Origin of the sequence: Actinomadura sp. DC4 (assembly GCF_030406325.1) — a bacterium.
Taxonomy (GTDB): Bacteria; Actinomycetota; Actinomycetes; order Streptosporangiales; family Streptosporangiaceae; genus Actinoallomurus.
Genome location: NZ_JAUEQY010000034.1, coordinates 1 through 25,477, shown reverse-complemented (window position 1 = coordinate 25,477; position 25,477 = coordinate 1). Strand labels below are relative to the sequence as shown.

The 25,477-nt window shown below is 72.8% G+C and carries 11 protein-coding genes and 1 tRNA gene; 2 read left to right on the top strand and 10 right to left on the bottom strand.

Annotated features, from left to right (window positions below; translation table 11 throughout):
* Positions 1-10 precede the first annotated feature (10 nt).
* From QWU11_RS39110 to QWU11_RS39100, 3 genes are all read right to left on the bottom strand, one after another.
* Complete coding sequence (locus QWU11_RS39110; protein ID WP_290119600.1) at positions 11-13,885, bottom strand: non-ribosomal peptide synthetase; 13,875 nt, start codon at positions 13,883-13,885, stop codon at positions 11-13.
* Between the two features lie 102 nt (positions 13,886-13,987).
* Entirely contained in the window at positions 13,988-14,212 is a 225-nt protein-coding gene (locus QWU11_RS39105) for an MbtH family protein (RefSeq protein ID WP_290119599.1), read from the bottom strand.
* A gap of 187 nt (positions 14,213-14,399) precedes the next feature.
* Positions 14,400-15,476 carry an alpha-hydroxy acid oxidase gene (locus QWU11_RS39100; protein WP_290119598.1) on the bottom strand — a complete coding sequence of 359 codons (1,077 nt, stop codon included), beginning with the start codon at positions 15,474-15,476 and terminating at the stop codon, positions 14,400-14,402.
* Between the two features lie 163 nt (positions 15,477-15,639).
* On the opposite strand from QWU11_RS39100, the gene QWU11_RS39095 reads away from it, so the two are divergent.
* Positions 15,640-15,712, top strand: a tRNA-Leu gene (locus QWU11_RS39095).
* 52 nt (positions 15,713-15,764) lie between these two features.
* Positions 15,765-17,087: a cation:proton antiporter gene (locus tag QWU11_RS39090; RefSeq protein ID WP_290119597.1), complete on the top strand. Its 1,323-nt coding sequence runs from the start codon at positions 15,765-15,767 to the stop codon at positions 17,085-17,087.
* A gap of 217 nt (positions 17,088-17,304) precedes the next feature.
* On the opposite strand, the gene QWU11_RS39085 is transcribed toward QWU11_RS39090, so the two are convergent.
* The 7 genes from QWU11_RS39085 to aroH form a co-directional block, all read right to left on the bottom strand.
* Positions 17,305-18,801 carry a tryptophan 7-halogenase gene (locus tag QWU11_RS39085; protein ID WP_290119596.1) on the bottom strand — a complete coding sequence of 499 codons (1,497 nt, stop codon included), beginning with the start codon at positions 18,799-18,801 and terminating at the stop codon, positions 17,305-17,307.
* 17 nt (positions 18,802-18,818) lie between these two features.
* Positions 18,819-19,877, bottom strand: a complete 1,059-nt coding sequence (gene hppD, locus QWU11_RS39080) for a 4-hydroxyphenylpyruvate dioxygenase (protein ID WP_290119595.1) — start codon at positions 19,875-19,877, stop codon at positions 18,819-18,821.
* A gap of 75 nt (positions 19,878-19,952) precedes the next feature.
* The gene (locus tag QWU11_RS39075) at positions 19,953-20,939 is read right to left on the bottom strand and encodes a ParB N-terminal domain-containing protein (protein WP_290119594.1); all 987 of its coding nucleotides are present in this window, start codon (positions 20,937-20,939) and stop codon (positions 19,953-19,955) included.
* Between the two features lie 434 nt (positions 20,940-21,373).
* The gene (locus QWU11_RS39070) at positions 21,374-22,027 is read right to left on the bottom strand and encodes a response regulator transcription factor (protein WP_290119593.1); all 654 of its coding nucleotides are present in this window, start codon (positions 22,025-22,027) and stop codon (positions 21,374-21,376) included.
* A 520-nt stretch (positions 22,028-22,547) separates the two neighbouring features.
* Positions 22,548-23,606 (bottom strand): 3-deoxy-7-phosphoheptulonate synthase, encoded by a 1,059-nt coding sequence (gene aroF / locus QWU11_RS39065; RefSeq protein ID WP_290119592.1) that lies wholly within the window; start codon positions 23,604-23,606, stop codon positions 22,548-22,550.
* Positions 23,607-23,891: 285 nt separating this feature from the next.
* The gene (locus tag QWU11_RS39060) at positions 23,892-24,827 is read right to left on the bottom strand and encodes a prephenate dehydrogenase (protein ID WP_354670936.1); all 936 of its coding nucleotides are present in this window, start codon (positions 24,825-24,827) and stop codon (positions 23,892-23,894) included.
* The gene (gene aroH / locus QWU11_RS39055; protein WP_290119591.1) at positions 24,824-25,186 is read right to left on the bottom strand and encodes a chorismate mutase; all 363 of its coding nucleotides are present in this window, start codon (positions 25,184-25,186) and stop codon (positions 24,824-24,826) included. Before aroH ends, QWU11_RS39060 begins: the two co-directional genes overlap by 4 nt.
* Between the last annotated feature and the right edge of the window lie 291 nt (positions 25,187-25,477).

The window sequence follows — 25,477 nt, the reverse complement described above, 5'->3', positions numbered from 1 at the left end:
TTCCCTTCCCCTACAGGTCCGAGGCGATCTCGGCCTCCAGCTCCTCCAGCTGGTCCTGGGCCAGCGCCAGCAGCGGGAAGTCCGACGGGGTGTGCCCGCCCGCGCCCGGCCGCGTCGCCCGTGCGGCGAGCCCGGTCAACATCGCCGCCCATCCTTCGAGGAGCTCCGCGACCTCGTCCTCCCCGAGGAGGCGCCGGGGCCAGGCCAGCCCCACGCTCAGCTCGGGCCCGTCCGGCCCGTCCTCGACGATCCCGTCCGCCTCCAGCACGTGGGCGGCCGGCATCGCCGCGTCGACCTGGCCGTCCAGCGCGTCGGCGTCGGCGGGCTCCCAGTTCGCGCCCTGGGACGCGGTGGTGAAACGGCCGAGGTAGTTGAAGCCGATCCGCGGGGCCGGCAGGGCCGCGAGGGCCGGGCCGGTCTCCGGGTTGAGGTAGCGCAGCAGCCCGTAGCCCAGGCCGTCGCCGGGGACGGCCCGCAGCTGCTCCTTGATCCTCTTGATCACCTGGTCCGCCGCCGGGCCGCCGGCGCGTACGCGGGCGAAGTCGGCCGGGCCGGGATCCAGGCGGACCGGGTGGACGGCGGTGAACCAGCCCACGGTGCGGGAGAGCTCGGTCTTGGCGTCCAGCGGCTCGCGTCCGTGGCCCTCCACGTCCACGAGCACCGGTCCGGTACCGCCGTCGCGCCGCTCGCGCCACTCGGCGACGGCCGCGGCCAGCCCCGCGAGCAGCACGTCGTCGATGCCCGCGTGGAACGCCGCCGGCACGCTCGTCAGCAGCGCCGTGGTCACGTCCGCCGGCACGCGTAGCGCCATCCGGCGGGTGCTCGCCGTGGTGTCGCGCGCCGCGTCCAGCGGGCCGAACAGGGGTTCGGCGCCGGCGAGGATCTCCCGCCACGCGGGGAGCTCGGCCGCCCGCTCCGGGTCCAGCGCCTGCGCCTCGGCGAGCCGTGCCCACCGGCGGAAGGAGGTGACGACGGGTTCGAGTCCGGCGGGCCGTCCCGCCGTCGCCGCCGCGTACGCCGCGGCCAGGTCCGGCAGGAGGATCCGCCAGGACACGCCGTCGACCACCAGGTGGTGCGCCATCACCAGCACCCGGCCCGGCCGGTCGGGCCCGCGGTCCAGCCACACGACCTGGAGCATCGTGCCGGCCCGCGGGTCGAGCCGCGCCGCGGCCAGGCGGCTCCGCTCCGCGACGAGTGCGCTCAGCGCCTCGTCGCCCGCCCCGGCGGCGTTCACGCGCGAGACCAGGCCGCCCGCGTCCGTACCGGCGGGGATGTCCAGCCGCCACGAGGCGGTGTCGTGCTCGTCCCCGGCGACGAGGCGCGCTCGCAGTACGTCGTGGTGGTCCATCAGCGTCTGGACCGCCGTGGTCAGGTGCCGGGCGTCCAGCCCGGCCGGGACCGTGAGGAGGACCGACTGGGAGAAGCGGTCCATCGTCCCCGCGCGTTCGGCCACCCAGCGCATCACCGGGACCAGGGGCGCCTCGCCGACGCCGCTGTCGGCCACCGCGGGCGCGGCCGTCTCACCCGTCGCCACCAGCGACAACCCCGCCGGGGTGCGCTGCTCGAACACCTGGCGCGGCGTGATGACCAGGCCGGAGCGGCGGGCGCGGGCGACCAGCTGCATCGACATGATCGAGTCGCCGCCCAGGTCGAAGAAGCCGTCGTCGGCGCCGACGCTTTCGAGGTGGAGCACCTCGGCGAACAGCGTGCACAACATCTCCTCGACCGGGCTGCGCGGCGCGCGCCCGGTCGCCAGGCCGCCGAAGTCCGGCGCCGGCAGCGCCGCGCGGTCCAGCTTGCCGTTGGAGGTCAGCGGCAGGCCGGCCATGGCGACCACGGCCGCCGGAACCATGTACTCCGGGAGCCGCCCGGCGGCGAACTCCCGCAGCGCCCCGCCGTCGACGTCCTCTCCACCGGCCGGTACGACGTAGGCGACGAGCTGTCTCTGGCCCGGCTGGTCCTCCCGCGCCACGACGGCGACCTGGCCGACCGCCGCGTGCCCGGACAGCACGGCCTCGATCTCGCCCGGCTCGATGCGGAAGCCGCGGATCTTCACCTGCGCGTCCGCGCGGCCTCCGAAGATCAACTGGCCGTCGGGGGTCCACCGCGCCAGGTCCCCGGTACGGTACATCCGCTCCCCCGCCTCGCCGTACGGGCAGGCGACGAAGCGCTCGCCGGTCAGCGCCGGCCGGCCCAGGTAGCCGCGGGCCAGGCCCGTCCCGGCGACGTACAGCTCCGCGACCACGCCGGGCGGCACCGGCCGCAGGAGGTCGTCCAGGACGTACACCCGCGTGTTGTCGAGCGGCCCGCCCACCACGCTGCCGGCGCCCGCGGCCACCGGCCGCCGGTCCAGCGCGGCGAAGCTGACGTGCACCGTGGTCTCGGTGATGCCGTACATGTTGACCAGCGCCGGGGCGTCCTCGGGGTGCCGGCCGTACCACTCCCCCAGCCGGGCCGGCTCCAGGGCCTCCCCGCCGAAGACGACGTGGCGCAGGGCGTGGCCGGCGACGGGCGTCTCCCGGTCGGCGTGGATGAGCTGGTAGAAGGCCGACGGGGTCTGGCTCAGCATCGTCACGCCGGTCCGGTTCAGCAGCTCGGCGAACTCCGCCGGGGACCGGCTGACGCCGTGCGACACGACGACGACGCGGCCGCCCAGCAGCAGCGCGCCCCACAGCTCCCACACCGAGAAGTCGAACGCGTAGGAGTGGAAGAGGCTCCACACGTCATCGGGCCCGAGCCCGAACCTCCGCCCCGCCGTCTCGACCAGGGACACGACGTTGCGATTCGGGATCAGCACGCCCTTGGGCGTCCCGGTCGACCCGGAGGTGTAGATCACGTACGCCGGGTGCCGCGGCCGGTGCGCGCCGCCGCCGGGCGAGGCCGGCGGGTACGCGGCGATGGTCCCTGCCTGCGCGGGGTCGTCGAGGACCACGCAGGGGGTCGGGCCCTCCGGCAGCCGGCGCCCCGTCTCGGCGGTGCAGACCACCGCGACGGGATCGGCGTCGGCCAGCATGAACGCCACGCGCGCCGCCGGGTACTCCGGGTCGACGGGCAGGTACGCCGCTCCCGCCTTCAGCACCGCCAGCAGCGCGACGACCAGCCCGGCCGAGCGCGGCATCGCGACCGCGACGACCTGCTCCGGCCCGACGCCCCGCGCGACGAGGTGCCGGGCGAGCCGGTTCGCGGCGGCGTCGAGCTCGGCGTAGGAGAGTTCGGTGTCCTCGAACGTCACGGCCACCGCGTCCGGGCGCTCGGCCGCGCGCGCCTCGAACCGCACCGCGATCGTGGCGTCCTCGACCGGGACCGCGGTGGCGTTCCACGCCGAGAGGACCTGCTCGCGCTCGGCCTCGCTCAGCACGGGGACCCGGCGGGCCCGCAGCGACGGGTCGGCGGCCACGGCGTCCAGGACCCGTACGAGCCGTGCCGCCAGGCGCTCGGCGGTGGCCCGGTCGAACAGGTCGGCGGAGTAGTCGAGGACGCCCGCGATGCCCGCCGCCGCGCCCTCGCCGTCGCGGTGTTCGGTCAGGTCGAAGGACAGGTCGAACTTGGAGGTCTCGACGTCGCCGGGGCGGATCCGCTCGACGTCGAGGTCCGGCAGCTCCCAGGTGATGGGGTGCGGAGTGTTCTGGAAGGCGAGCATGACCTGGAACAGCGGGTGGCGGGCGAGCGAGCGGGCCGGGTGGAGCTCCTCGACGAGACGCTCGAACGGCACGTCCTGGTGGGCGTACGCCGCCAGGTCCGTCTCCCGCACGCGCCCGAGCAACTCGGTGAAGGTGGGGTCGCCGCTCACGTCGGTGCGCAGGACCAGCGTGTTGACGAAGAAGCCGATCAGGTCGTCCAGCGCCTCGTCGCCGCGGCCCGCCGAGACGGTGCCGAGCGGGACGTCCTCGCCCGCGCCGAGCCGCGAGAGCGTCAGCGCGACCGCGGCCTGTACGGCCATGAACACCGTGGCCCGTTCGGCGCGCGCGAGCCCGGCGAGCCGCGCGTGCGTCTCCGCGCCGATCCGTACCGGGACCGAGCCGCCCTGGAAGCTCGCGACGGCCGGGCGCGGCCGGTCGACGGGAAGGGCCAGCTCGGCCGGGAGGTCGGCCAGCGCCTCGCGCCAGTACGCGAGCTGCCCGCTGATCAGGCTGCCGGGGTCGTCCTCGGCGCCGAGGACCCGGCGCTGCCAGATCGAGAAGTCCGCGTACTGCACCGGCAGCGGCGCCCACCGGGGCGGCCGCCCGTGTCGCCGTGCCGCGTACGCGTCGGGCAGGTCGCGGGCCAGCACGCCCATCGACCAGCCGTCGGCCGCGATGTGATGCGCCACCAGCAGCAGCACGTGCGCACGTCCGGGCAGGACGAACAGGCGGGCCCGCCACGGAAGCTCACGGCCGACGTCGAAACCGCGCGCGGCCTCGGCCTCCAGGCGCCCGGCCAGGTCCTCCGCACCGATCTCTGCCACGGCGAGGTCCGGCGCCCCGTCCTCCAGAATTTGCTGGCGCGGCACGCCGTCGGCGTCGGGGAAGACCGTGCGCAGACTCTCGTGACGCGCCGCCACGTCCGCCAGCGCCGCCCGCAGCGCCACGACGTCCAGGTCACCGCTCAGGCGCAGCGCCAGCGGCACGTTGTAGACCGCCTCCCCGCCCTCGAGCCGGTTGAGGAACCACATCCGGGTCTGGCCGTACGACAGCGGCAGCACGCCGGGACGGTCCGCGGGCCGCAGCGGGACGCGGGTCACGCCGCGGTCGCCGACGAGCCGTGCCACTCCGGCCGGGGTCGGGGCCACGAACAGCCGGCGGATGTTCACCTCCGCGTCCAGCGCGTCCCGCACCCGCGCGATCAGGCGCATGGCGAGCAGCGAGTCGCCGCCGAGGTCGAAGAAGCCGTCGTCGGGTCCCACGCGGTCGAGCCCCAGCACGTCGGCGAACAGCGCGCACAGGACCTCCTCGACGGGGGTGCGCGGCGCGCGTCCGCCGGCGAGACCGGCGAAGTCGGGCGCCGGCAGCGCGGCGCGGTCGAGCTTGCCGTTGGGCGTGAGCGGCAGCGCGGCCAGCGCGACGACGGCCGCCGGGACCATGTAGTCCGGCAGCCGCCCGGCAGTGAACGCGCGGACCGCCGCGCCGTCGACGCTCCCGGGGACGACGTAGGCGACGAGCTGCTTCTGCCCGGGTGTGTCCTCGCGGGCCAGCACCGCGGCGCGCCGCACGCCGGGGTGGGCGGACAGCACGGCCTCGACCTCGCCCGGCTCGATCCGGAAGCCCCGGACCTTCACCTGCGTGTCGGCCCGCCCCGCGAAGACCAGCTCGCCTGCGCCGTTCCACCGGGCCAGGTCGCCCGTACGGTACATCCGCCTCCCGTCGCCGAACGGGCAGGCGGCGAACCGCTCCGCGGTCAGGCCCGGACGGCCGAGGTAGCCGCGGGCCAGGCCGGTCCCTCCGAGGTACAGCTCGCCGATCACCCCGGGCGGTACGGGGTGCAGGAACTCATCCAGGACGTAGGCCCGCGTGTTGTCCAGCGGCACGCCGATCGGCAGCACGTCCGGGACCGGGTCCCCGGGCCGCAGGACGTGGCCGGTGGCGCACATCGTGATCTCGGTGGGCCCGTACAGCTCGCGGATCGTCGTGTCCGGGCAGGCCGCGGCGACCTTGGCCACCGCCGCCACGCTCACGCTGTCCCCGCCGGTCAGCACCTCGGCCAGCCCGGCGAAACAGCCGGCCGACTCCTCCGCCAGCGCGGCGAACAGCCCGGCGGTCACGTGCACCGCGGTGAGGCCCGCCGCGCCGATCAGCGCGGCCAGGGAGGCCGCGTCGACCGGGCCGGGCGGGGCCAGGACGACCTCACCGCCGCTCAGCAGCGGCGCCCAGATCTCCCAGGTCGAGGCGTCGAAGGCATGCGGCGCGTGCAGCAGCACCCGGCGGTGGTCACCGCCCTGGCTCCAGCGGCGGTCCGCCGCCAGCGCCACGACGCCGGCATGGGTGGCCGCCACGCCCTTCGGCACGCCGGTCGAGCCCGAGGTGTACATCACGTACGCCACGTCGTCGGGGCTCACCGCGACCTGAACGCCCGGGTGGGCGGGGCCGCCGAGGACCCAGCCGCTCGTGAGCACGACGTCGAGGCCGGGTGTGTCCCAGGTGGCGTCGTCGGACACGACGACGCGGACCCCGGCCTCGGCGAACACCTGCCGCACGCGTTCGGCCGGCCAGTCGGTGTCGGCCGGGACGTACGCCGCGCCCGTCCGTACGACGCCCAGGAACGTGGCGATCAGCTCCGGCGACCGCTCCATCACCACGCCGACCCGGGACCCGCGCGTCACGCCTTCGCCGGCCAGCCGCCGCGCCACGCGGTCCGCCGCCGCGTCCAGCTCCGCGTAGGACAGCTCGACCTCACCGGCGAGCAGCGCGACCGCGTCCGGGGAGGCGGCCACCCGCGCCCGGAACCGCCCGCTCAGCGTCGCGTCCGGCAGCGGGACGTCGGTGTCGTTCCACTCCCGTACGACCCGGTCGCGCTCGACCGCGTCCAGCACGGTCACCCGGCTGACGCGCAGCGACGGGTCGGCGGCCACCGCCTCCAGCACACGTACGAGCCGCAGCGCCAGCCACTCCGCCGTGGCCCGGTCGAACAGGTCGGCGGAGAAGTCGAGGACGCCCGCGATGCCCGCCGCCGCGCCCTCGCCGTCGCGGCGTTCGGCCAGGTCGAAGGACAGGTCGAACTTCGCGGCGTCGGCGCGGGCCTGGATGCGCCGGGTGTCGAGGCCCTCCAGGCTCCACTCGCGCTGCGGGGTGTTCTGGAAGGCGAGCATGACCTGGAACAGCGGGTGGCGGGCGAGCGAGCGGGCCGGGTGGAGCTCCTCGACGAGACGCTCGAACGGCACGTCCTGGTGGGCGTACGCCGCCAGGTCCGCGTCCCGCACGCGCCCGAGCAGGCCGGTGAAGGTGGGGTCGCCGCTCACATCGGTGCGCAGGACGAGCGTGTTGACGAAGAAGCCGATCAGGTCGTCCAGCGCCTCGTCGGCGCGACCGGCCACCGCCGCGCCGAGGGGGACGTCCTCGCCGGCGCCGAGCCGCGACAGCATGAGGCCGACCGCGGCCTGCACGACCATGAACAACGTGGCCTGCTGCTCCCTGGCGATCTCGGCGAGCCGCGCGTGCGTCTCCGCGCTGACGCGGACCGGGACCGAGCCGCCCTGGAAGCTCGCGACGGCCGGGCGCGGCCGGTCGACGGGCAGCGTCAGCTCGGCCGGGAGCCCGGCCAGCGCCTCGCGCCAGTACGCGAGCTGCCCGCTGATCAGGCTGTCCGGGTCGTCCTCGGCGCCCAGGACCCGGCGCTGCCAGATCGAGAAGTCCGCGTACTGCACCGGCAGCGGGGCCCAGTCCGGCGCGCGTCCCCGGCGGCGCGCCGCGTACGCCGCGGGCAGGTCGCGGGCCAGCACGCCCATCGACCAGCCGTCGGCCGCGACGTGGTGGGCCACGAGCGACAGCACGTGCTCGGACTCCGGCAGGACGAACAGGCGGGCCCGCAGCGGAAGCTCGCGCGCCACGTCGAAGCCGCGCTCCGCCTCGGCCGTCAGGCTCCCGGCCAGCGCCTCCTCATCGACCGCGACGACGGTCAGCCCCGGCGCCCCGTCCTTCAGAACCTGCTGGCGCGGCACGCCGTCGGCGTCGGGAAAGACCGTGCGCAGACTCTCGTGACGCGCCGCCACGTCCGCCAGCGCCGCCCGCAGCGCCACGACGTCCAGGTCACCGCTCAGGCGCAGCGCCAGCGGCACGTTGTAGACCGCCTCCCCGCCCTCGAAGCGGTTGAGGAACCACATCCGCGCCTGGCCGAACGACAGCGGGACCACGTCCGGGCGGGTCGCGGGGGCGAGGGGCAGGCGCGGCAGGCGGTCCTCCGCGGCCGCGCCGCCGGCCTGGACCAGCCGGGCCACGCCGGCCGGTGTCGGCTCCGCGAGCAGCGCCGCGATGGTCATGTCCGTCCGCAGCGCCGCCTTGACCCGTGCGATGAGGCGCATGGCGAGCAGCGAGTCGCCGCCGAGGTCGAAGAAGCCGTCGTCGGGCCCGACGTGGTCGAGCCGGAGCGCCTCGGCGAACAGGGCGCACAGCATCTCCTCGACCGGGCCGCGCGGCGCGCGCCCGCCGGCCGGGCGGGCGAAGCCGGGCGCGGGCAGGGCCGTACGGTCGACCTTGCCGTTGGGCGTGAGCGGGAGGGCCTCCAGCGCGACGACGGCGGCCGGGACCATGTAGTCGGGCAGCCGCTCGGCGGCGAACGCACGGACCGCCGCGCCGTCGACGCTCCCGGGGACGACGTAGGCGACGAGCCGCCTCTGCGCGGGTGTGTCCTTGCGGGCCACGACGGCGACCCGTGCGACGGCCGGATGCCCGGACAGTACGGCCTCGACCTCGCCCGGCTCGATCCGGAAGCCCCGGACCTTGACCTGCGTGTCGGCCCGGCCGCCGAAGACCAGCTCGCCGTCGCCGTTCCACCGGGCCAGGTCGCCCGTACGGTACATCCGCTCGCCGGTGAACGGGCAGGCGACGAACCGCTCGGCGGTCAGGCCGGGACGGTTCCAGTACCCGCGCGCCAGTCCCGCGCCGGCGACGTACAGCTCACCCGTCACGCCCGGCGGGACCGGCCGCAGGAACTCGTCCAGGACGTAGACCCGCGTGTTGTCGAACGGCACGCCGATCGGCAGCACGGCCGGCACCCGATCGCCCGGCTCCACGACGAACGTCGTCGCGCACACCGTCACCTCGGTGGGCCCGTACAGCTCGCGCACCGACGCGTCCGGGCAGGCCGCGGCGACCCTGGCCACCGCCGCCGCGCTCACACTGTCACCGCCGGTCAAGATCTCGGCGACCCCGGCGAAGCACCCCGCCGACTCCTCCGCCAGCGCCGCGAACAGCCCCGCCGTGACGTGCACCGCGGTCAGGCCCGTGGACGAGATCAGCGCGGGCAGTGAGGAGGCGTCGACCGGTCCGGGCGGGGCCACCACGACCTCGCCGCCGGTCAGCAGCGGCACCCACAGCTCCCAGGTCGAGGCGTCGAAGGCGTGCGGCGCGTGCAGCAGCACCCGGCGGTGCGCGCCGCGCGCCCACCGGCGGTCCGCGGCCAGCGCGAGCACTCCGGCGTGCGTGACGGCGACGCCCTTCGGCACGCCGGTCGAGCCCGACGTGTACATCACGTACGCCACGTCGGCCGGGCCCGTCACCGCGGGCGGCTCCGGCCCGTCCGGTCCCCGCAGCACCCAGCCGCCGTCGACCGGCACGACGCCGGGCAGGCCGTCCGGGCACAGGCGCGGCACCGCGGCCACGGCCGTCACGCCGGCCTCCGCCAGCACCCGGCGCACGCGCCCGGCCGGCCACTCCGGGTCCACCGGCACGTACGCGGCCCCGGCCTTCACCACGCCGAGCAGCACCGCGACGAGTTCGGCCGACCGCTCCATCACCACGCCGACCCGGGACCCGCGCGTCACGCCCTCGCCGGCCAGCCGCCCCGCCACCCGGTCCGCCGCCGCGTCCAGCTCCGCGTACGACAGGGCGACGCCTTCAGCGCGTACGGCGGGCGCCTCCGGCGCCTCCGCGACCAGGGCGCGGAACCGCTCCGGCAGGCTCGTCCCCGCGACCGGGGCCTCGGTGGCGTTCCACTCCTCCAGCACCCGCGAGCGCTCGGCCGCGCCCAGGACCCCGATCCGGCTCAGCCGTACGCCGGGGTCCGCCGCGACCGTCTCCAGCACGGCGGTCAGCCGCCCGGCCAGCGCCGCGACGGTCCGCCGGTCGAAGACGTCGGCCGAGTAGCGTACGACGCCCTCGATGCCGGCCGGGGCGCCGTCGCCGGCCCGCCGCTCCTCCAGGCTGAAGGACAGGTCGAACTCGAACGCGTCGGTTCCCGGTTCGATCGGGGTCACGGTCAGGCCGGGCAGCTCCCAGGGCACCTCGCGGGGGACGTTCTGGAAGGCCAGCAGGACCTGGAACAGGGGGTGCCGGACCGGGGACCGGGACGAGAGCTCCTCGACCAGCCGCTCGAACGGCAGGTCCTGGTGGGCGTAGGCCGCGAGGTCGGCCGCACGGACGCGTTCGACCAGCTCGGCGAAGGTCGGGTCGCCGCCGAGGTCGGTGCGCAGCACGAGCGTGTTGACGAAGAAGCCGATCAGGTCGTCCAGCGCCTCGTCGCCCCGGCCGGCGACGGGGACACCGATGGGGATGTCGCGTCCGGCGCCGAGCCGCGACAGCAGCAGCGCGATCGCGGCCTGGACCACCATGAACAGCGTCGCCCGGCCGTCCCGTGCGACCTCCGCCAGCCGGGCGTGCACGCCGGGGGCGACGTGCACCGGGATCTCGCCGCCCTCGAAGCCGGCCACGGCCGGGCGGGGGCGGTCGGCGGGCAGGGTCAGCTCGGCGGGCAGCCCGGCCAGCGCCGCGCGCCAGTACGCGAGCTGCCCGCTGATCAGGCTGTCCGGATCGTCCTCGCCGCCCAGCATCCGCCGCTGCCAGAGCGAGAAGTCGGCGTACTGGAGCGGCAGCGGCGCCCACCGCGGGGCCCGGCCCTCTCTCCGCGCGGCGTAGGCGACTGACAGGTCGCGCGCGAGGACGCCCGTCGACCAGGCGTCGGTCGTGATGTGGTGGGCCACCAGCAGGAGCACGTGCTCCTCGCCCGACAGGGCGAACAGGCTCGCCCGCAGCGGCAGATCGCGGCTCACGTCGAACCCCCGGGCCGCCTCCGCGGCCAGCAGGTCCGCCAGGGCCTGCTCGTCGGCGGGGACGACGGCAAGATCCGGCGCCCGGTCCTCCAGCACGCGCTGCTCGGGGACGCCGCCGGCGTCGGGGAAGACCGTGCGGAGACTCTCGTGGCGCGCCGTCACGTCGGCCAGAGCCGCCCGCAGCGCGGCGACGTCCAGCGCTCCGCCCAGGCGCAGGGCCAGCGGCATGTTGTAGACCGCGCTGCCTTCCTGCAGGCGGTTGAGGAACCACATCCGCGCCTGGCCGAACGACAGCGGGACCCGGTCCGGCCGCGTCACCGGCACGGGCCTGGCGGGCGGTGGCTCCGCGGTCACGCCGCCGTCCTCGACGAGCCGGGCCAGACCGGCCGGGGTCGGGTCGTCGAGCAGCCGGCCGATCGTCGTCTCGGCCCGCAGCGCCGCGCGTACGCGTGCGATCAGGCGTATCGCCAGGAGCGAGTCGCCGCCCAGGTCGAAGAAGCCGTCGTCGGGGCCGACCCGGTCGAGGCGCAGCACCTCGGCGAAGAGGGCGCACAGGACCTCCTCGACCGGCGTACGTGGCTCGCGGTCGCCCACGAGGCCGGCGAAGTCCGGGGCCGGCAGCGCGGCGCGGTCCAGCTTTCCGCTGGGCGTCAGCGGCAGTCCGGTCATCGGGACCACGGCGGCCGGGACCATGTACTCCGGCAGCCGCGCGGCGGCGAACTCCCGTACCGCCTCCGGATCGGCGTCGCCGACGACGTAGGCGACGAGCCGCTTCTGCCCCGGGGTGTCCTCGCGGGCCACCACCGCGGCCTGCCCCACGCCCGGCAGTGCGGACAGCACCGTCTCGATCTCGCCGGGCTCGATCCGGAAGCCGCGCACCTTCACCTGGCCGTCCGCGCGGCCGGCGAACACCAGCTCGCCGTCCGCGGTCCAGCGGGCCAGGTCGCCGGTACGGTACATCCGCTCGCCGGTGAACGGGCAGGCCACGAACCGCTCGCCGGTCAGCCCGGGTCGCTTGAGGTACCCGCGGGCCAGCCCCGTCCCGGCGAGATAGAGCTCGCCGGTCACGCCCGGGGGCACCGGCTGTAAGAAGCCGTCCAGCACGTACGTCCGGGTGTTCCAGATCGGGCGGCCGATCGGCACGGCGCCCACGGGGCCGTCCTGCGGGCACGGCCAGTACGTCACGTCCACCGACGCCTCGGTCGGCCCGTACAGGTTGTGCAGCCTCGCCCCCGGCAGCGTCGCGCGCGCCCGCTCCACCAGGTCCGCCGGCAGGGCCTCGCCGCTGCAGATCACCCGGCGCAGTCCCGTACAGCGGCTCGTCCCCTCGACGAAGAGCCGCAGCATCGAGGGCACGAAGTGGACCGTCGTCACCGCCTCGGCCTCGATGAGACCCACCAGGTAGCCGGGGTCGCGGTGGCCCTCCGGCCGCGCCACCACGAGGCGTGCCCCGGTGATCAGCGGCCAGAAGAACTCCCAGACCGAGACGTCGAAGCCCGACGGCGTCTTCTGCAGGACGCCGTCCTCGGCCGCGAGCCCGTACTCGGACTGCATCCACAGCAGCCGGTTCACGATGCCGCGGTGCGGGACCGCCACGCCCTTCGGCCGCCCGGTCGAGCCCGACGTGTAGATGACGTACGCCGGGTTCTCCGGCCGCAGGGCCCGGTGCGGGGCGCCCTGCGGATAAGCCGCCAGCGTCTCGGCCAGGCGCGGGTCGTCGGCCACGACGCGGGGGGTCGCGCTCTCGGGCAGCCGGGGCCCGGTCGCGGTCGTGCAGATCACGGCCGCCGGATCCGCGTCCTCCAACATGAACGCCACCCGTGCGGCCGGGTAGCCGGTGTCCACGGGCAGGTACGCCGCGCCCGCCTTGAGGACGGCGAGCAGCGACACGACGAGCTCCACCGACCGCGGCACCGCCACGGCGACGACCTGCTCCGGCCCCACTCCCCTGGTGACCAGGTGCCGGGCGAGGCGGTCGGCCGCGTCGTCCAGCTCGGCGTAGGTGACGCGCCGGCCCTCGAACACGACCGCGACGGCGTCCGGGCTCTCGGCGGCCCGCGCCTCGAACAGGCCCGCCAGGGTCTCGTCCTTCACCTCTACGGCGGTGTCGTTCCACTCCTCGACCACCCGGGCCCGCTCGGCCGCGCCGAGCACGCCCACCGAGCCCACGCGGGCGGCGGGGTCGGCGGCGACGGCCGCCACGAATCCCGGGAACGACGCGGCCAGGCTCTCGTCTTCCGCGGCGAACTCGACCTGGAGACCCGTGGCGCGCGGCTCGGTCGGGGAGACCTCGCGTACGGTGGCGCGGGCCTCGCCGAAGACGAGCTCGTCTCCGGACGGCAGGACCCGTACGGCGGCGCGCAGGTCACCGGGCGACCCGTTCTCCGGCGGCGCCGCCAGGATCTCTTCGACCAGGTCGGAGAAGCGGGCCTCGGGGCGCAGGGAGATCCGTACCGGCACCACCCCGGCCATCGGCGCGGGCGTGCGCCGGGCGAGGTCGCTCGTACGGCGGTCGGTGTGCAGGCCGACGACCGCCTCGGCGGTGCCGGACATCCGGCCGACGTAGGCCGCCGCCAGGGCGGTGACGAGCTCGGCCTCGCCGCGCCCCAGCGCGGCCGACCATTCGCGCAGCGCGGAGGAGCGCCCGAGGGTCGCGGTCCGGCCTCTCGTGGGGGCCACCGCCGCAGGCGGGTCGGCGAGGTCCTCCTCGAGCAGGGCGGCCAGCGGGCCGAAGACGGTCCTGCCCTCGGGCGATCCGCCGGTGAGACCGGTGTAGACCTCGGCGACGCGGCGCGCGATGAGCACTCCGCCGGCCGCGTCCATCACGATGCGCCCGTACCGCTGGTACCAGCGGAACCGGTCGGGGGCGAGCCGCACCAAGGCGTGGGCGAAGAGCCGCTCTTCCGCGGGGTCCTCGCTCGGCCACGCGTCCGCGGCCGGCTCCCCGCCGACGTCGAGGATCCGCAGCCGCCAGTCCGGCGGCTGCGGGTCGATGGTCTGCCGGGGACCGTCGACCGCGTCGACGAGACGGATGCGCAGGGTCTCCGCCTCACCGACGACCTCGCGCAGCGCGCTCTCGAAGAGAGCCGGGTCGATCGAGCCGCGGATGTCGGCGCACAGGACCAGGTGAGGCGCCGGGCCGGTCTCACGCTCGGCCGACCGGATACGCGACTGAACGGTGAACAGAGGCAGCTCTTCATTGCCGAGCATCGACGTACCTGCCTAGTGGTGTGGGGTGGCCTCTCCCAGGCGTGACGGCGAAACCCCGGGCACGGGGATCCGCCGTCGCCAGATGTGCGCCCGCCGGACGCTCTATTCGGCGTTCTCGTACTGCTTCATCTCTTCGATGAGGCTCTTGGGACGCATGTCCGTCCAGTTCGTCTCAATGAAGTCGAGGCAGGCCTTGCGCGTGTCCTCGCCGTGCACGACGGTCCAGCCGTTCGGAATGTCGGCGAAGGCCGGCCAGAGCGAATGCTGCCCCTCGTCATTGATGAGCACGAAATAGCTTGCGGTTTCGTCTTCGAAGGGGTTGGTCATGACCGCGCCTCTCTTGTTCGTCGCACCATTCGGCAGGAAATCCTCTGCAAGCTAACCGATGCGATGACAGCTGGGCAACCCGCCTGATCCAGCCGTCCATAATCGCGTCCAACTGATCAGATTTCGCAGTTGGACGACTCTTTCCAGGCACGGTAGAAGCAATTATCCGTACCGGAGTTCCGCTTTTCTAGAGGCGTATCAGCGCGGGCCCGGCGTCGGCGGTCGCGCGGACGCCGGAGAGCGCCATCGCGTCGGTCAGCTCGTCGATGAGGATCCTCATCACCCGGGCCACGCCCTCGTCGCCGCCGACCGCGAGGCCGTGCAGCACGGGCCGTCCGAGGAGCGCGGCATCGGCGCCGAGCGCCAGGGCGGCCAGCACGTCGCGGCCGCGCCGTATCCCCCCGTCGAGCAGGACCGTGACGCGTCCGGCCACGGCCGCGGCGATCTCCGGGAGCACCTCGAGCGTCGCCGGGACGCCGTCGAGCTGGCGGCCCCCGTGGTTGGAGACCACGATGCCGTCGACCCCGGCGTCGACCGCGCGCGCCGCGTCCTCGGCGGTGAGGATGCCCTTCAGCAGGACCGGCAGCGAGCTGACCGACCGCAGCCACTCCACGACCGACCAGTCGAGTTCGGGGTCGAACGCGGTACGGGCGTGCGCGGCGGGCGCGGAGAAGTCGTCGCCGGCGAGGTTGGCCGGGACGATTCCGGGCGGCAGCCGGAAGTCGTTCCGGATGTCCCTCAGCCGCCGGCCCAGATGCGGGGCGTCGACCGTGACGACCAGCGCCTCGAGGCCCGCGCTCTCGGCGCGCTCGATGAGGCCCCGGGTGGTCGAGCGGTCGCGGAAGCAGTAGACCTGCAGCCACAGCGGTATCCCGCCGGCGGCGGCCAGCCGTTCCAGCGAGCATCCGGCGAAGGTGCTGACCACCAGCGGAACCCTCGCCACGGCCGCCGTGCCCCGTGCCGTGGCGAGCTCGCCGTCCGGGTGCGCCAGCGTGTGGTACGCGATCGGGGCGATCGCCACCGGCACGTCCCACGTACGGCCGAGGATCTTCGTCCCGGTCTCCGGCCGGCCCACGCCGCGCAGGACGGACGGCCGGATGCGGACGCGGTCGAAGGCCGCCACGTTCGCCGCGAGGGTGCGCTCCTCGCCGGCCCCGCCCTCCAGGAAGTCCCAGACACCGGGGTCCAGCCGTTCCCTGGCGAGGCGTGCGTAGTCGTCGAGCGTGAGGGCGTCGCCTCCGCGCGTGTCACCGGCGGCTGCCATCGCCGACCTCCGATCTCCGGAACCGTTCACCGGAATTATTGCCGTCCGTTCAGAGTAATGGCAGGTGACCAATTCTCCAGGTGGGACGGCCATCACCAGGGTCTCTGTGTTTTCACCGATTGGACAGTCGAGACGCCGGACGAGGCGTGGTTATGATTCGACCGCCCCCGTAGCCCAATGGTAGAGGCGAACCCTTTAAAAGGGTTAGGTTGTCGGTTCAAATCCGACCGGGGGTACTGATCATGTCCCGTGACCGGAGCTAGGACTTAATGGCCTCGGAGTACATCGATGCACTCATCTCCTGTACCACCGATCCCAGAACACGAGCTCCTCGTCTTCCTTCTCCAGGTCGGCGTCCTCCTCCTCACCGCGACGTTCCTGGGACGCCTGGCGGCGCGGTGCAAGATGCCCGCCGTCGTGGGCGAACTCCTCGCCGGGGTGATCCTCGGGCCGTCCCTGTTCGGCTGGACCGCGCCGGACGCCTCCGGGTGGCTGTTCCCGAGACAGGCCGAACAGATGCATCTCCTGGACGGCGTGGGACAGCTCGGCGTCCTGCTGCTCGTCGGGCTCACGGGGATCGGGATCGACCTCGCCCTGATCCGCCGCCGCAGCCTTACCGCGGTACGGGTCGGGGTGGCCGGCGTCATCGTGCCGTTCCTGCCGGGGGTCGCCCTGGCCTATGTGCTCGACCGGATGCTGGACGTGCCGGGGAGGACGCTGGTGTTCGCGCTCTTCCTCGGCGTCGCCATGTGCGTCAGCGCCATCCCGGTCATCGCGAAGACGCTGATGGACATGGACCTCATCCACCGCAACGTCGGTCAGCTCACGCTCGCGGCGGGCATGATCGACGACGCCTTCGGGTGGTTCATGCTCTCCGTCGTCTCGGCGATGGCCATCGGCGGCGCCCCGGCCGGACAGGCCGCCACGGCCCTGATCTCCCTCACGCTCGTCGTCCTGGCCGCGATCGTGTTCGGCCGGCACGTCGTCCGCTGGGTCCTGCGGTTGTGCGGGGACTCCGCGGAGCGGACGGTCGCGGCGTGCGTCGTGATGATCCTGCTGGCCGGGGCCGCGACGCAGGCGCTCCACCTCGAGGCGGTGTTCGGCGCCTTCATCTGCGGAATCCTCATCGGCTCCAGCCCCGGCTTCCAGCGCCCGCGCGTCTCGGCGCTGCGAACGCTCGTGCTGACCGTCCTGGCCCCGGTCTTCTTCGCGACGGCCGGCCTGAGGATCGACCTGAGGGCCCTGGGCAGGCCGGTGGTGCTCCTCGCGGCGGTGCTGGTGCTGCTGACCGCGATCGCCGGCAAGTTCGCCGGGGCTTACGTCGGCGCGCTGCTGAGCCGCCTCAACCGCTGGGAGGCCCTGGCGCTGGGCGCGGGCATGAACGCCCGCGGCGTGATCCAGGTGATCGTGGCGATGGTCGGCCTGCGGCTCGGCGTCCTGGACACCGGCACGTACACGATCATCGTCCTGGTCGCGGTCGTGACGTCCTTGATGGCGCCGCCGATCCTGCGCCTGGCGATGCGCCGCGTGGAGTACACCGCGGAAGAGGAGCTCCGGCTGGAGGACCAGCGCCTGACTCCGGCGCCGGAACCCGGCGGTTCCCGGACCTGAGAAACCCCGGTGGGCCGCCCGCCCTCGGGCTCCCTCTGAGTCTGACCGTACGCGCCGGGCATGGCGTCGCCGCCGCCGTCCGGTCCCTGCGGGGGGGGTGTCTCGCCGGCGCGGGGTGGGCGCTCGGGAGACGGTCCGGACGGCGGCGGTGAGCCGTCTCCGCCCGCTCACCGATGAGCGGGCGGGGACGGCCAGGTGATGCTCGTACCGCCAGGTGTCACATCTGCTCGGGAACCCGCCAGAACATCCCGTCGTCCGACGTCACCAGGCCGCCCGGGAAGATCGGGACGTCCGGCCCCAGGTCCTCGCCCAGCAGGGCCCGGCTCTGGACCTGGGCGCCTTCGGACATCGCCTGCCGTACGACCGAGGACCGGAAGAGGGGCACCATGCTCCCCTCCTCGTCGGCGGTGAGCTCGTCGATGGCGTCGGCGAACTCCGCCGACCGGGTCTTGAAGCGCAGCGCGGCGGACTCGGCGTCCTCGAGGGCGAAGTCGGTGGAGGTCATGCCGCCGACCAGCTCCACGAACGACTCCAGCTCCGAGTGGCGGTTCTGGGTGACCTTCTTCGCGGACCAGAAGTAGGAGCTCTCGTCCACGTGCATGTCGTAGAAGGACATGAGGAACTCATAGAAGACGCCGTACTCGCGGCGGTAGCGGGCCTCGAACTCGTCGAAGGCCGCGGCCTCCCCCACGCTGCCGGCGATGATGCTGTTGATGGACCGGGCCGCCAGCAGGGCGCTGTAGGTGGCCAGGTGGACGCCCGAGGAGAAGACGGGGTCGACGAAGCAGGCCGCGTCGCCGATGAGGACGAGGCCGGGCCGCCAGAACGTCGTGTGGTGGTAGGAGTAGTCCTTGCGCACCCGCAGCTGCCCGTACTGCCCCGTGGTGACACGGGTGGCGTCGGCGAGCATGTCCTTGACGATCGGGCACTCGTCGATCAGGTTCCGCAGTGCCTTCTCCTGGTCGCCCTGGATGAGGCCGGCCATGTCGCGGCGGACGACGGCGCCGACGCTGGTCAGGGTCGGGCTGAGCGGGATGTACCAGAACCAGCCGTTCCCGAACGCCGCCGACAGGATGTTCCCCGAGTTCGGCTCCGGCAGCCGCTTGCCGCCCTCGAAGTAGCCGAACAGGGCGAGGCTGCGGAAGAAGTCGGAGTACTCCCGAGTGCCGCCGACGCGCTTGTAGATGCGGCTCTTGTTACCCGAGGCGTCCACCACGAACTTCGCGAACACCCGGTGTTCGACGCTGTCGGCGTCGGCGTAGGCGACACCCTCGACCCGGTCCGGGCCGTCGATGACGTCCAGGACGTTGCACTGCTCCCGTACCTCGACGCCCTTGCGGACGGCGTTGTCGAGGAGGATCTTGTCGAACTTGGAGCGTTCGACCTGGTAGGCGAAGGAGGTGGATCCGGCCATCTTCGGGGAGACCGAGAACGCGAACGTCCACGGTTCCGGTTTGGCGCCCCACCGCAGCGTGCCGCCTCGCTTCAGGGTGAAGCCCGCCTTGGCGAGGTCGTCGGCGACGCCGGTCATCCGGCACACGCCGTGGATGGTGGAGGGCAGCAGCGACTCCCCGATCTGGTACCGGGGGAACGATTCCTTCTCTAAGATCAGGACCCGGTGACCTTGCATGGCCACCAAGGTGGCGAGTGTGGAGCCGCCCGGCCCGCCACCCACGACGACGACGTCGAACTCTTCACGGTTCTCCGTGCTCATGTGCTCTTGCCTTCCTGTCAGGTGAGGCCGGCGCGGTCGGCGGCCTGCTGGCGTTCGACGGCCTCGTACAAGGCCTTGATGTTGTTGCTTCCGAAGGTCCGTGCGCCACGGCGGTCGATCAGCTCGTAGAACAGGGTGCGGCGGGCGTGCCGTGACTCGGTGAAGATCTGCAGCATCACCCCGGAGTGGTCACGGTCCGCGAGGATGTTCAGCTCCTGCAGCGTCTCGACGGGGAAGCCGACCGAACCGAGCCGCGACGGCAGGTCCTCGTAGTAGCTGGGCGGTGTGGTGAGGAACCGGACCCCGTTGCCCGTGCCGGCCCGCACCGCGACGGTGATGTCCTCGGTGAGGAACGCGATGTGCTGGACGCCGGCGCCGCCGTGGGAGCCGACGAACTCATCGATCTGACCACGCGCCCGCGTGGTGTCCGGCTCGATGATGGTCAGGGTGACCTTCCCCGACGCGCTCTGCACGACCTTGGAGTCCATCGCCTGCGAACCGACGATGATCCGCTCCTCGAAGGTCTGGTCGAAGTCGAAGATCTCCCGGTACCGCCGCACGGTCTCGCCCAGCTCCCCCGCCGGAACGCACACCGCGAGGTGGTCCACGCTCTTCAGGAGCCCCGCGGACGAGGCGCCCGCGACCTGCTCGATGATCCCGGGAGCGAACGGCGCCCCGGCCGGCCGGGAGGTGAACCGGTGCTCGACGTCACCGAACCCCTCGACCGAGGCGAACACCACCTCGCCGAAGGCCTCCGGCTCGGCGGTGGGCACGGCGCCGCGGGCCACCGCCTCGGCGAACGCCGCGCACGCGTCGTCGACGCTGAGGCCGACCACCGCGATGCCGTCGCCGTGCCGCCGTACGTATTCCGCGGCGCGGTGACCGTCGCCGATCGCCGAGGTGACGACAAGCGCGATGTCGTGCTGACGCAGGAGGACCGACGTACGGCCTTCCAGGCCCGTGTCCGGACCGCCCCGCCCGTGCACCGTGAAGCCGAACGACTCACACAGCTCGTTCGACGCCTTCTCGGCGTCCTCGACGTATAACTCGATGTGGTCGACCGAATGAATCTCCACCGTCTCCTACCCTCCAGGGCATGGTGCGCCGACGCTCTGCCGGGCGCCCGTACGAAAAGATCCGGCGACGCCGATTCAGCTCGTCGCCTGCTGCGAATTGGTCTCGATGCGCAGCGCGAGTTCCGCCCACACCTCCGCACAGTCGCGCGCGAGCTGGGCGACGATTCCCCGGCAGTGGGACGGAACGCTATCGACGATCTTGTTCCAGTCCTCTGCCCTGATGGTGTGAATATTGAGCAGCCGCAGCAGATCGCGGCCGCTCTCGTTGAAACGGAGCGCCGGATCGGCCTTCAGGCGCTCGACGACCACCGCCGGCGGTTGCGCGATCGTTTTACCGGTCGCGATGCTCTTGACCGTCGCGGGTTGCCAATTAGCGGGCCTCCCGTGGCCGAGGAGTGCTTTTCGGCGTCCTTTCAAAAGGGGATCCTCGCCCCGGCGAAGCCGGTTTCTCACGTCCCGCGCCGTCTCCGGGGATATCCCGGCCGTACGGGCGATCTGGCGTAAGGAGAGACTGGGATCCTCGACGATGAGTTCGTAGGCCAGCCGGCGGCCCTCGGCGCCGTTGATCGGCCGGACGCGGCCGTCCTTGCCGATCCTGGCGACCTCCTGCGCCGAACCGGCGCCGGTCTTCCTGCGGATCTCGACGACCGTCCCGGCCGCCAGGCCCGCGACCGCGGCGATCATGCGGTCCGACCACTGCGGATGCAGGGAGATGATGCGTTCCGCGGCGCGCTTGCGGTCCGCCAGCGTCAGTGGCAGGCCGTGCGCGATATTCGACTTGACCGCCAGAATGAAGGCCTCGGCCTCGGTGCCGTCGAAGAATCTGACGGGAATTCGCTGCTGACCGCGCAGCTTGGCGGCCCGCAGCCGGTGCATGCCGTCGATGACGCGCATCGTCAGCCGGTGAACGATGATCGGAGGAAGAGGAGACTGCGCCGCCGCGAGCGTTTCCACGTGCTCGAGATTCTCCCCCGCGATCCTCGGCGAACAGCCGACTGACAGTAGGCCGATGTCGACTTCTACCACCGGTTGAAGATCGACCTGGTCTGGTGCCGATTTCAAGTCCAACTCCTCACGATCTGACCTCACCTTGATTGGACAGCGTGGAGCAGGTCATCAGGTCTGTTGGAGATCAGAAACAGGCGCGACGGACGAAGCCGCCCCTGATTCGTGACGAGAAATAACCCCGTAAAGGGCAGTCCTAACCTACGCCAACAATGCCTGGTCAGCGATCTTTCGCCCACCGGCCCCCGTGCATCGGCTTGATGCTACGACGGCCCTTCCAGCCGACACAATAGATCCCCGGCAATTCAGGCCGGACTCGGCCTTTCCCGCTTTTGATCACGCGTCTGTTCACGCGGGAACACTTAAGGGATACACGTTCCGGTGAACGAAACACCCGACCATACGGCGCTTCACACGTAACGACAATGCGCCTAGTACAGGCAGCAAAGAATGGGCGAACGGCCAAATCCGGCCGCCGTTGTCGCGGAAGCCTAGATGCGGTAGCCGGCCTGAGCGACGGTCTCGATCACCGGCGGGTCCCCGAGCTTGGCGCGGAGCCGGCTGACGGTCATCTTGACGGCGTTGGTGAAGGGATCGGCCATCTCGTCCCAGACGCGTTCGAGGAGCTCCTCGGCCGACACGACCGCGCCCCGCGCCCCGAGAAGAAGTTCGAGGACGGCGAACTCCTTCGGGCTCAGCGTGAGTCGCTCCCCCGCCCTGGTGGCGACCCGCCGCGCGGAGTCGAGGCGGATGTCGCCGTGCACCAGGGTGGGCGGCAGCGCCGGCTGCGAACGCCGGGCGAGCGCGCGGATTCGCGCGACGAGCTCGGCGAACGCGAAGGGCTTGGAGAGGTAGTCGTCGGCACCCTGGCACAGGCCCTCGACCCGGTCCTCGATGGTGCCGGCCGCCGTCAGCATCAGGATCCGGCCTTCGCAGTCGCTCGACACCAGGGACCGGCACACGTCATCTCCGTGCATCCCCGGCAGGTCCCGATCGAGGACTATGACGTCATAACGGTTGGTGCCGGCATGGTCCAGGGCGTCAAGCCCGTCGAACGAGATGTCCACGGCCATGCCCTCGCGGCGTAACCCCGCCGCGACGGTCTCGGCGAGCTTGGTGTGGTCCTCGACGATCAGGACTCTCATCGGCGATGCCCTCCGAACAGGCGATTCGAGTTCGAGGAGCGCACGTGGGCAGACCCTCGCGCCCCACCATGCCCGATCCCCGATAACGGCACCGTAACGCCGGTTGTTACGCCGGTGATACCGGGCAGCTTCTACTGTCGGCCGGGTGACAGGCCCGTCGGCGACAGCGACAGCGACCGCGCAGCGCGACCCGAGCCACGGCTCCGGGACCGGCCGCGACGGGCGTACGGATACCCGGTCGCCGCGCAGGAGAGCCCTCGTGCCCCTGTTGAGACGCCTTCTCCGGGTACTGCTAGGACTTTCCCTTCCCGAGGCCGCCGCCGCGGCTCAGTCGCGTGGCGCCGCACCCGGCCCGGCTTTGGATGAGGGGGACGGCCGACGGTCCACCCGCCAGGACATGACGGCCGGTTCAGCCGCCGGACGCCGGACGGCCGCCGCGGGCGAGCGCATCCCGGATGGCGCGCAGCCGCCTGCCATCCGGGATGCTCGTACGCCCCCACGCCGCTCGGCGTCCGCAGGGTCAGAGCGCGCTCGGCACGCGTGCCGGCGAGGCGTCCGGCGCCGGAGTGAGGACGCGGCCCATCAGGGCGGAGAGCTCGGCGCCGATCCTCGCGATCTCGGCCAGGTCAGAGTCGACCAGCGCCTGGTCGCCGTCGCACAGCGCCATCTTGGGCTCGGGGTGGATGTCGATGATGAGGCCGTCGGCGCCGGCGGCGATCGCCGCCCTGGTCAGCGGGAGGACGAGTTCACGCCGGCCGCCCGAGTGCGAGGGGTCGACGATGACCGGCAGGTGCGACAGCCGCTGCGCGACCGGGACGGCGCTGATGTCGAGCGTGTTGCGCGTCGCGGTCTCGAACGTGCGGATGCCGCGCTCGCACAGGACGATGTCGAGGTTGCCGCGCTGGGCGATGTACTCCGCGGCCATCAGCCATTCCTGGATGGTGGAGCTCATGCCGCGCTTGAGCAGGACCGGCTTGGTCGCCGCGCCCACGGCCTGCAGCAGCGCGAAGTTCTGCATGTTGCGCGTGCCGACCTGGAGCATGTCGGCGTAGGAGGCGACCATGTCGACGTGCGCCGGGTCGATCACCTCGGTCACCACCGGCAGCCCCGTCTCGGCGCGCACGTCGGCGAGGATCTTCAGGCCGGCCTCGCCCAGACCCTGATAGGCGTACGGGGACGTCCGCGGCTTGAAGGCCCCGCCGCGTAACAGCGAGGCGCCCGCCGCCCTGGCCATCCGGGCCGCGGTCAGCGTCTGCTCCGGAGTCTCGACCGCGCAGGGGCCCGCGATCACCGTCAGGTGGTCGGGGCCGATGGGGACCCCGCCCACCTCGATCACCGACCGGGCGCTGTGATGCTCCCTGCTGATGAGCTTGTACGGAACCGAGATCCGCACGACGTCCAGGACGCCCGGCCGGCTCCGCAGGTTGAGGGCGCCGAACTCCTCGACGTCGCCGACCAGTCCCACGATGGTCCGTGACACACCGCGGCTGACGAAGGCCTTGCCTCCCACCCCCTGGACCATCTCGACGATGACCTCGACGTCCGACTCGGTGGCCTCGGGGGCCATGATCACAACCATGGGGTCTCCTGTCGTTTCCGTGGGGGTTCGCCCGCCGTCCGCCGGCGAATGCGTGAGTGCCGCGTACGGGGAATTGAAAATTCGTCCCGATATCTCGGCGGCTCAGGCATCTTCTCGCCTGAGCGGGAAAAGGACAATCGAAAGCCGATGCGCCTTCGCTCGTGAATGTGATCCGCGCAGAGAACGGAATGCGACCGAAACAACGTACGCCGCCGCGGCGCGATGAAGTCCGTCCCGCCGGCGGGACAGCGAATGCCCTGGAAAACCCCCGTCATCCCGAAAGGCTCAGCGCGCCTGCCCGGTGATCCGGGCGCGCCCCTTTTCCCCCCGCAGAAGAAGATCGGTCACGTCCGCGCAGACGTCGACGGCCCCCGCCGTCTCCCCGATGGACCGCTCGCGCAGCGCCGACGCGGTGAGGGCGAGGTCGTGTGACACGTCCTCCAGCACCTCGGCGACGGGCCCGGCGTTGGCCGCCAGGATTCCCAGCCACAGTTGCGGGTCGCCGGCCGCGATGCGGGTCACGTCCCGTACGCCCTGTCCCACCAGGCCGAGGACGCTCTCGGGGGCGTCCCCGAATCGGGCCGCCATCGCCGACGACACGACGTGGGGGGCGTGCGAGACCAGCGCCACGGCCTGGTCGTGTGCGGCGGCGTCGACGATGAGAGGCCGGGCGCCACACCCTCTGACCAGGGCGGACACCACACCGATGGCACTCGCGTCGCACTGGTCGGAGGGGCACAGCGCCCACGGGCGGCCGAGGAAGAGATCGGCGCGCGCGGCCGCCGGCCCGGAGCGTTCGCGCCCGCCCATCGGATGACCTCCGACGAAGACCGACATGTCGCATCCGAGCCGGGCGGCCTCGGCCAGCGGCCCCGCCTTGACGCTCGCCACGTCGGTGTAGATCCGGGCGAGACCGCACTTTTGCGCGTCCCGCAGGGTCGTGGCCACCGCCGCCGGTGGTACGGCCAGTATCGCCAGGTCGGCGGGGTGATCGGCGGAGTCGTCGAGGACCTTTCCGGCGCCGAGGCCGGCGGCGAGCTCCGCCGTCGCCGGGTCCCGGTCGGTGAGCCACACCGTGGTGCCGCGGGCCGACATCGCCAGCGCGATCGAGGTGCCGATCAGCCCGGCGCCGATGACGACGACACGCCGGACCAGGATCGCGGACGGCAGCGCCCGGCCTCCCGGTTCGTCGTGATCGGGATGCGGGGTCGAGGTTCTCACTGCGCGATGTCGAGTCGCAGGGCGGTCGCGCCACGCAGGTACACGTGCCGGATCGTGGAACGCGGCCGGTCGATGTCGACGTGCGCCATCAGCCGGACGATCCGCGGCAGCGCTCCCGGCACCCCGAGCTCGCCCGCGCACAGTAAGGGGACCTCGTCGAACCCGACCTTGCGCGCCGCGACCGCGGGGAACTCGGCGTCCAGGTCGGGTGTCGCGGTGAAGACCACGCTGATCACGTCGTCGGTCGTGAGGGCGTTGCGCGCCATCACCTCGGCGACGAGCTCGGTCGTCGCCTCCAGAATGGCCTCCCGTGAGTTCGCCTCGGCCTGGGTGGCCCCGCGAATCGCGTGTACGGTCACGACATTTTCCTTTCGCCTGTTCTGATACGGCTGAGCCACCTCGACTCGGGTGGCCATGGCGCGGGGATCGCGGGAAGTGGGGCGTGTGCCCCCCGCGGGGCACCCCCCAACCGTGTGAAATGAAAAATACCCCCAGTGTATAAAGCGGTTTTTAGTATTTATCCGTAGTCTATGAGTGGTCCCCGCCCGAGTACGGATAGATGAAAGCCGCGAGCCGGTGGGTCCCCGCGTCCACGCGCGCGCGGGCGCGATAGCTGGTGGGGGTACGCCACAGGTGGCGGCCGCCGCCGC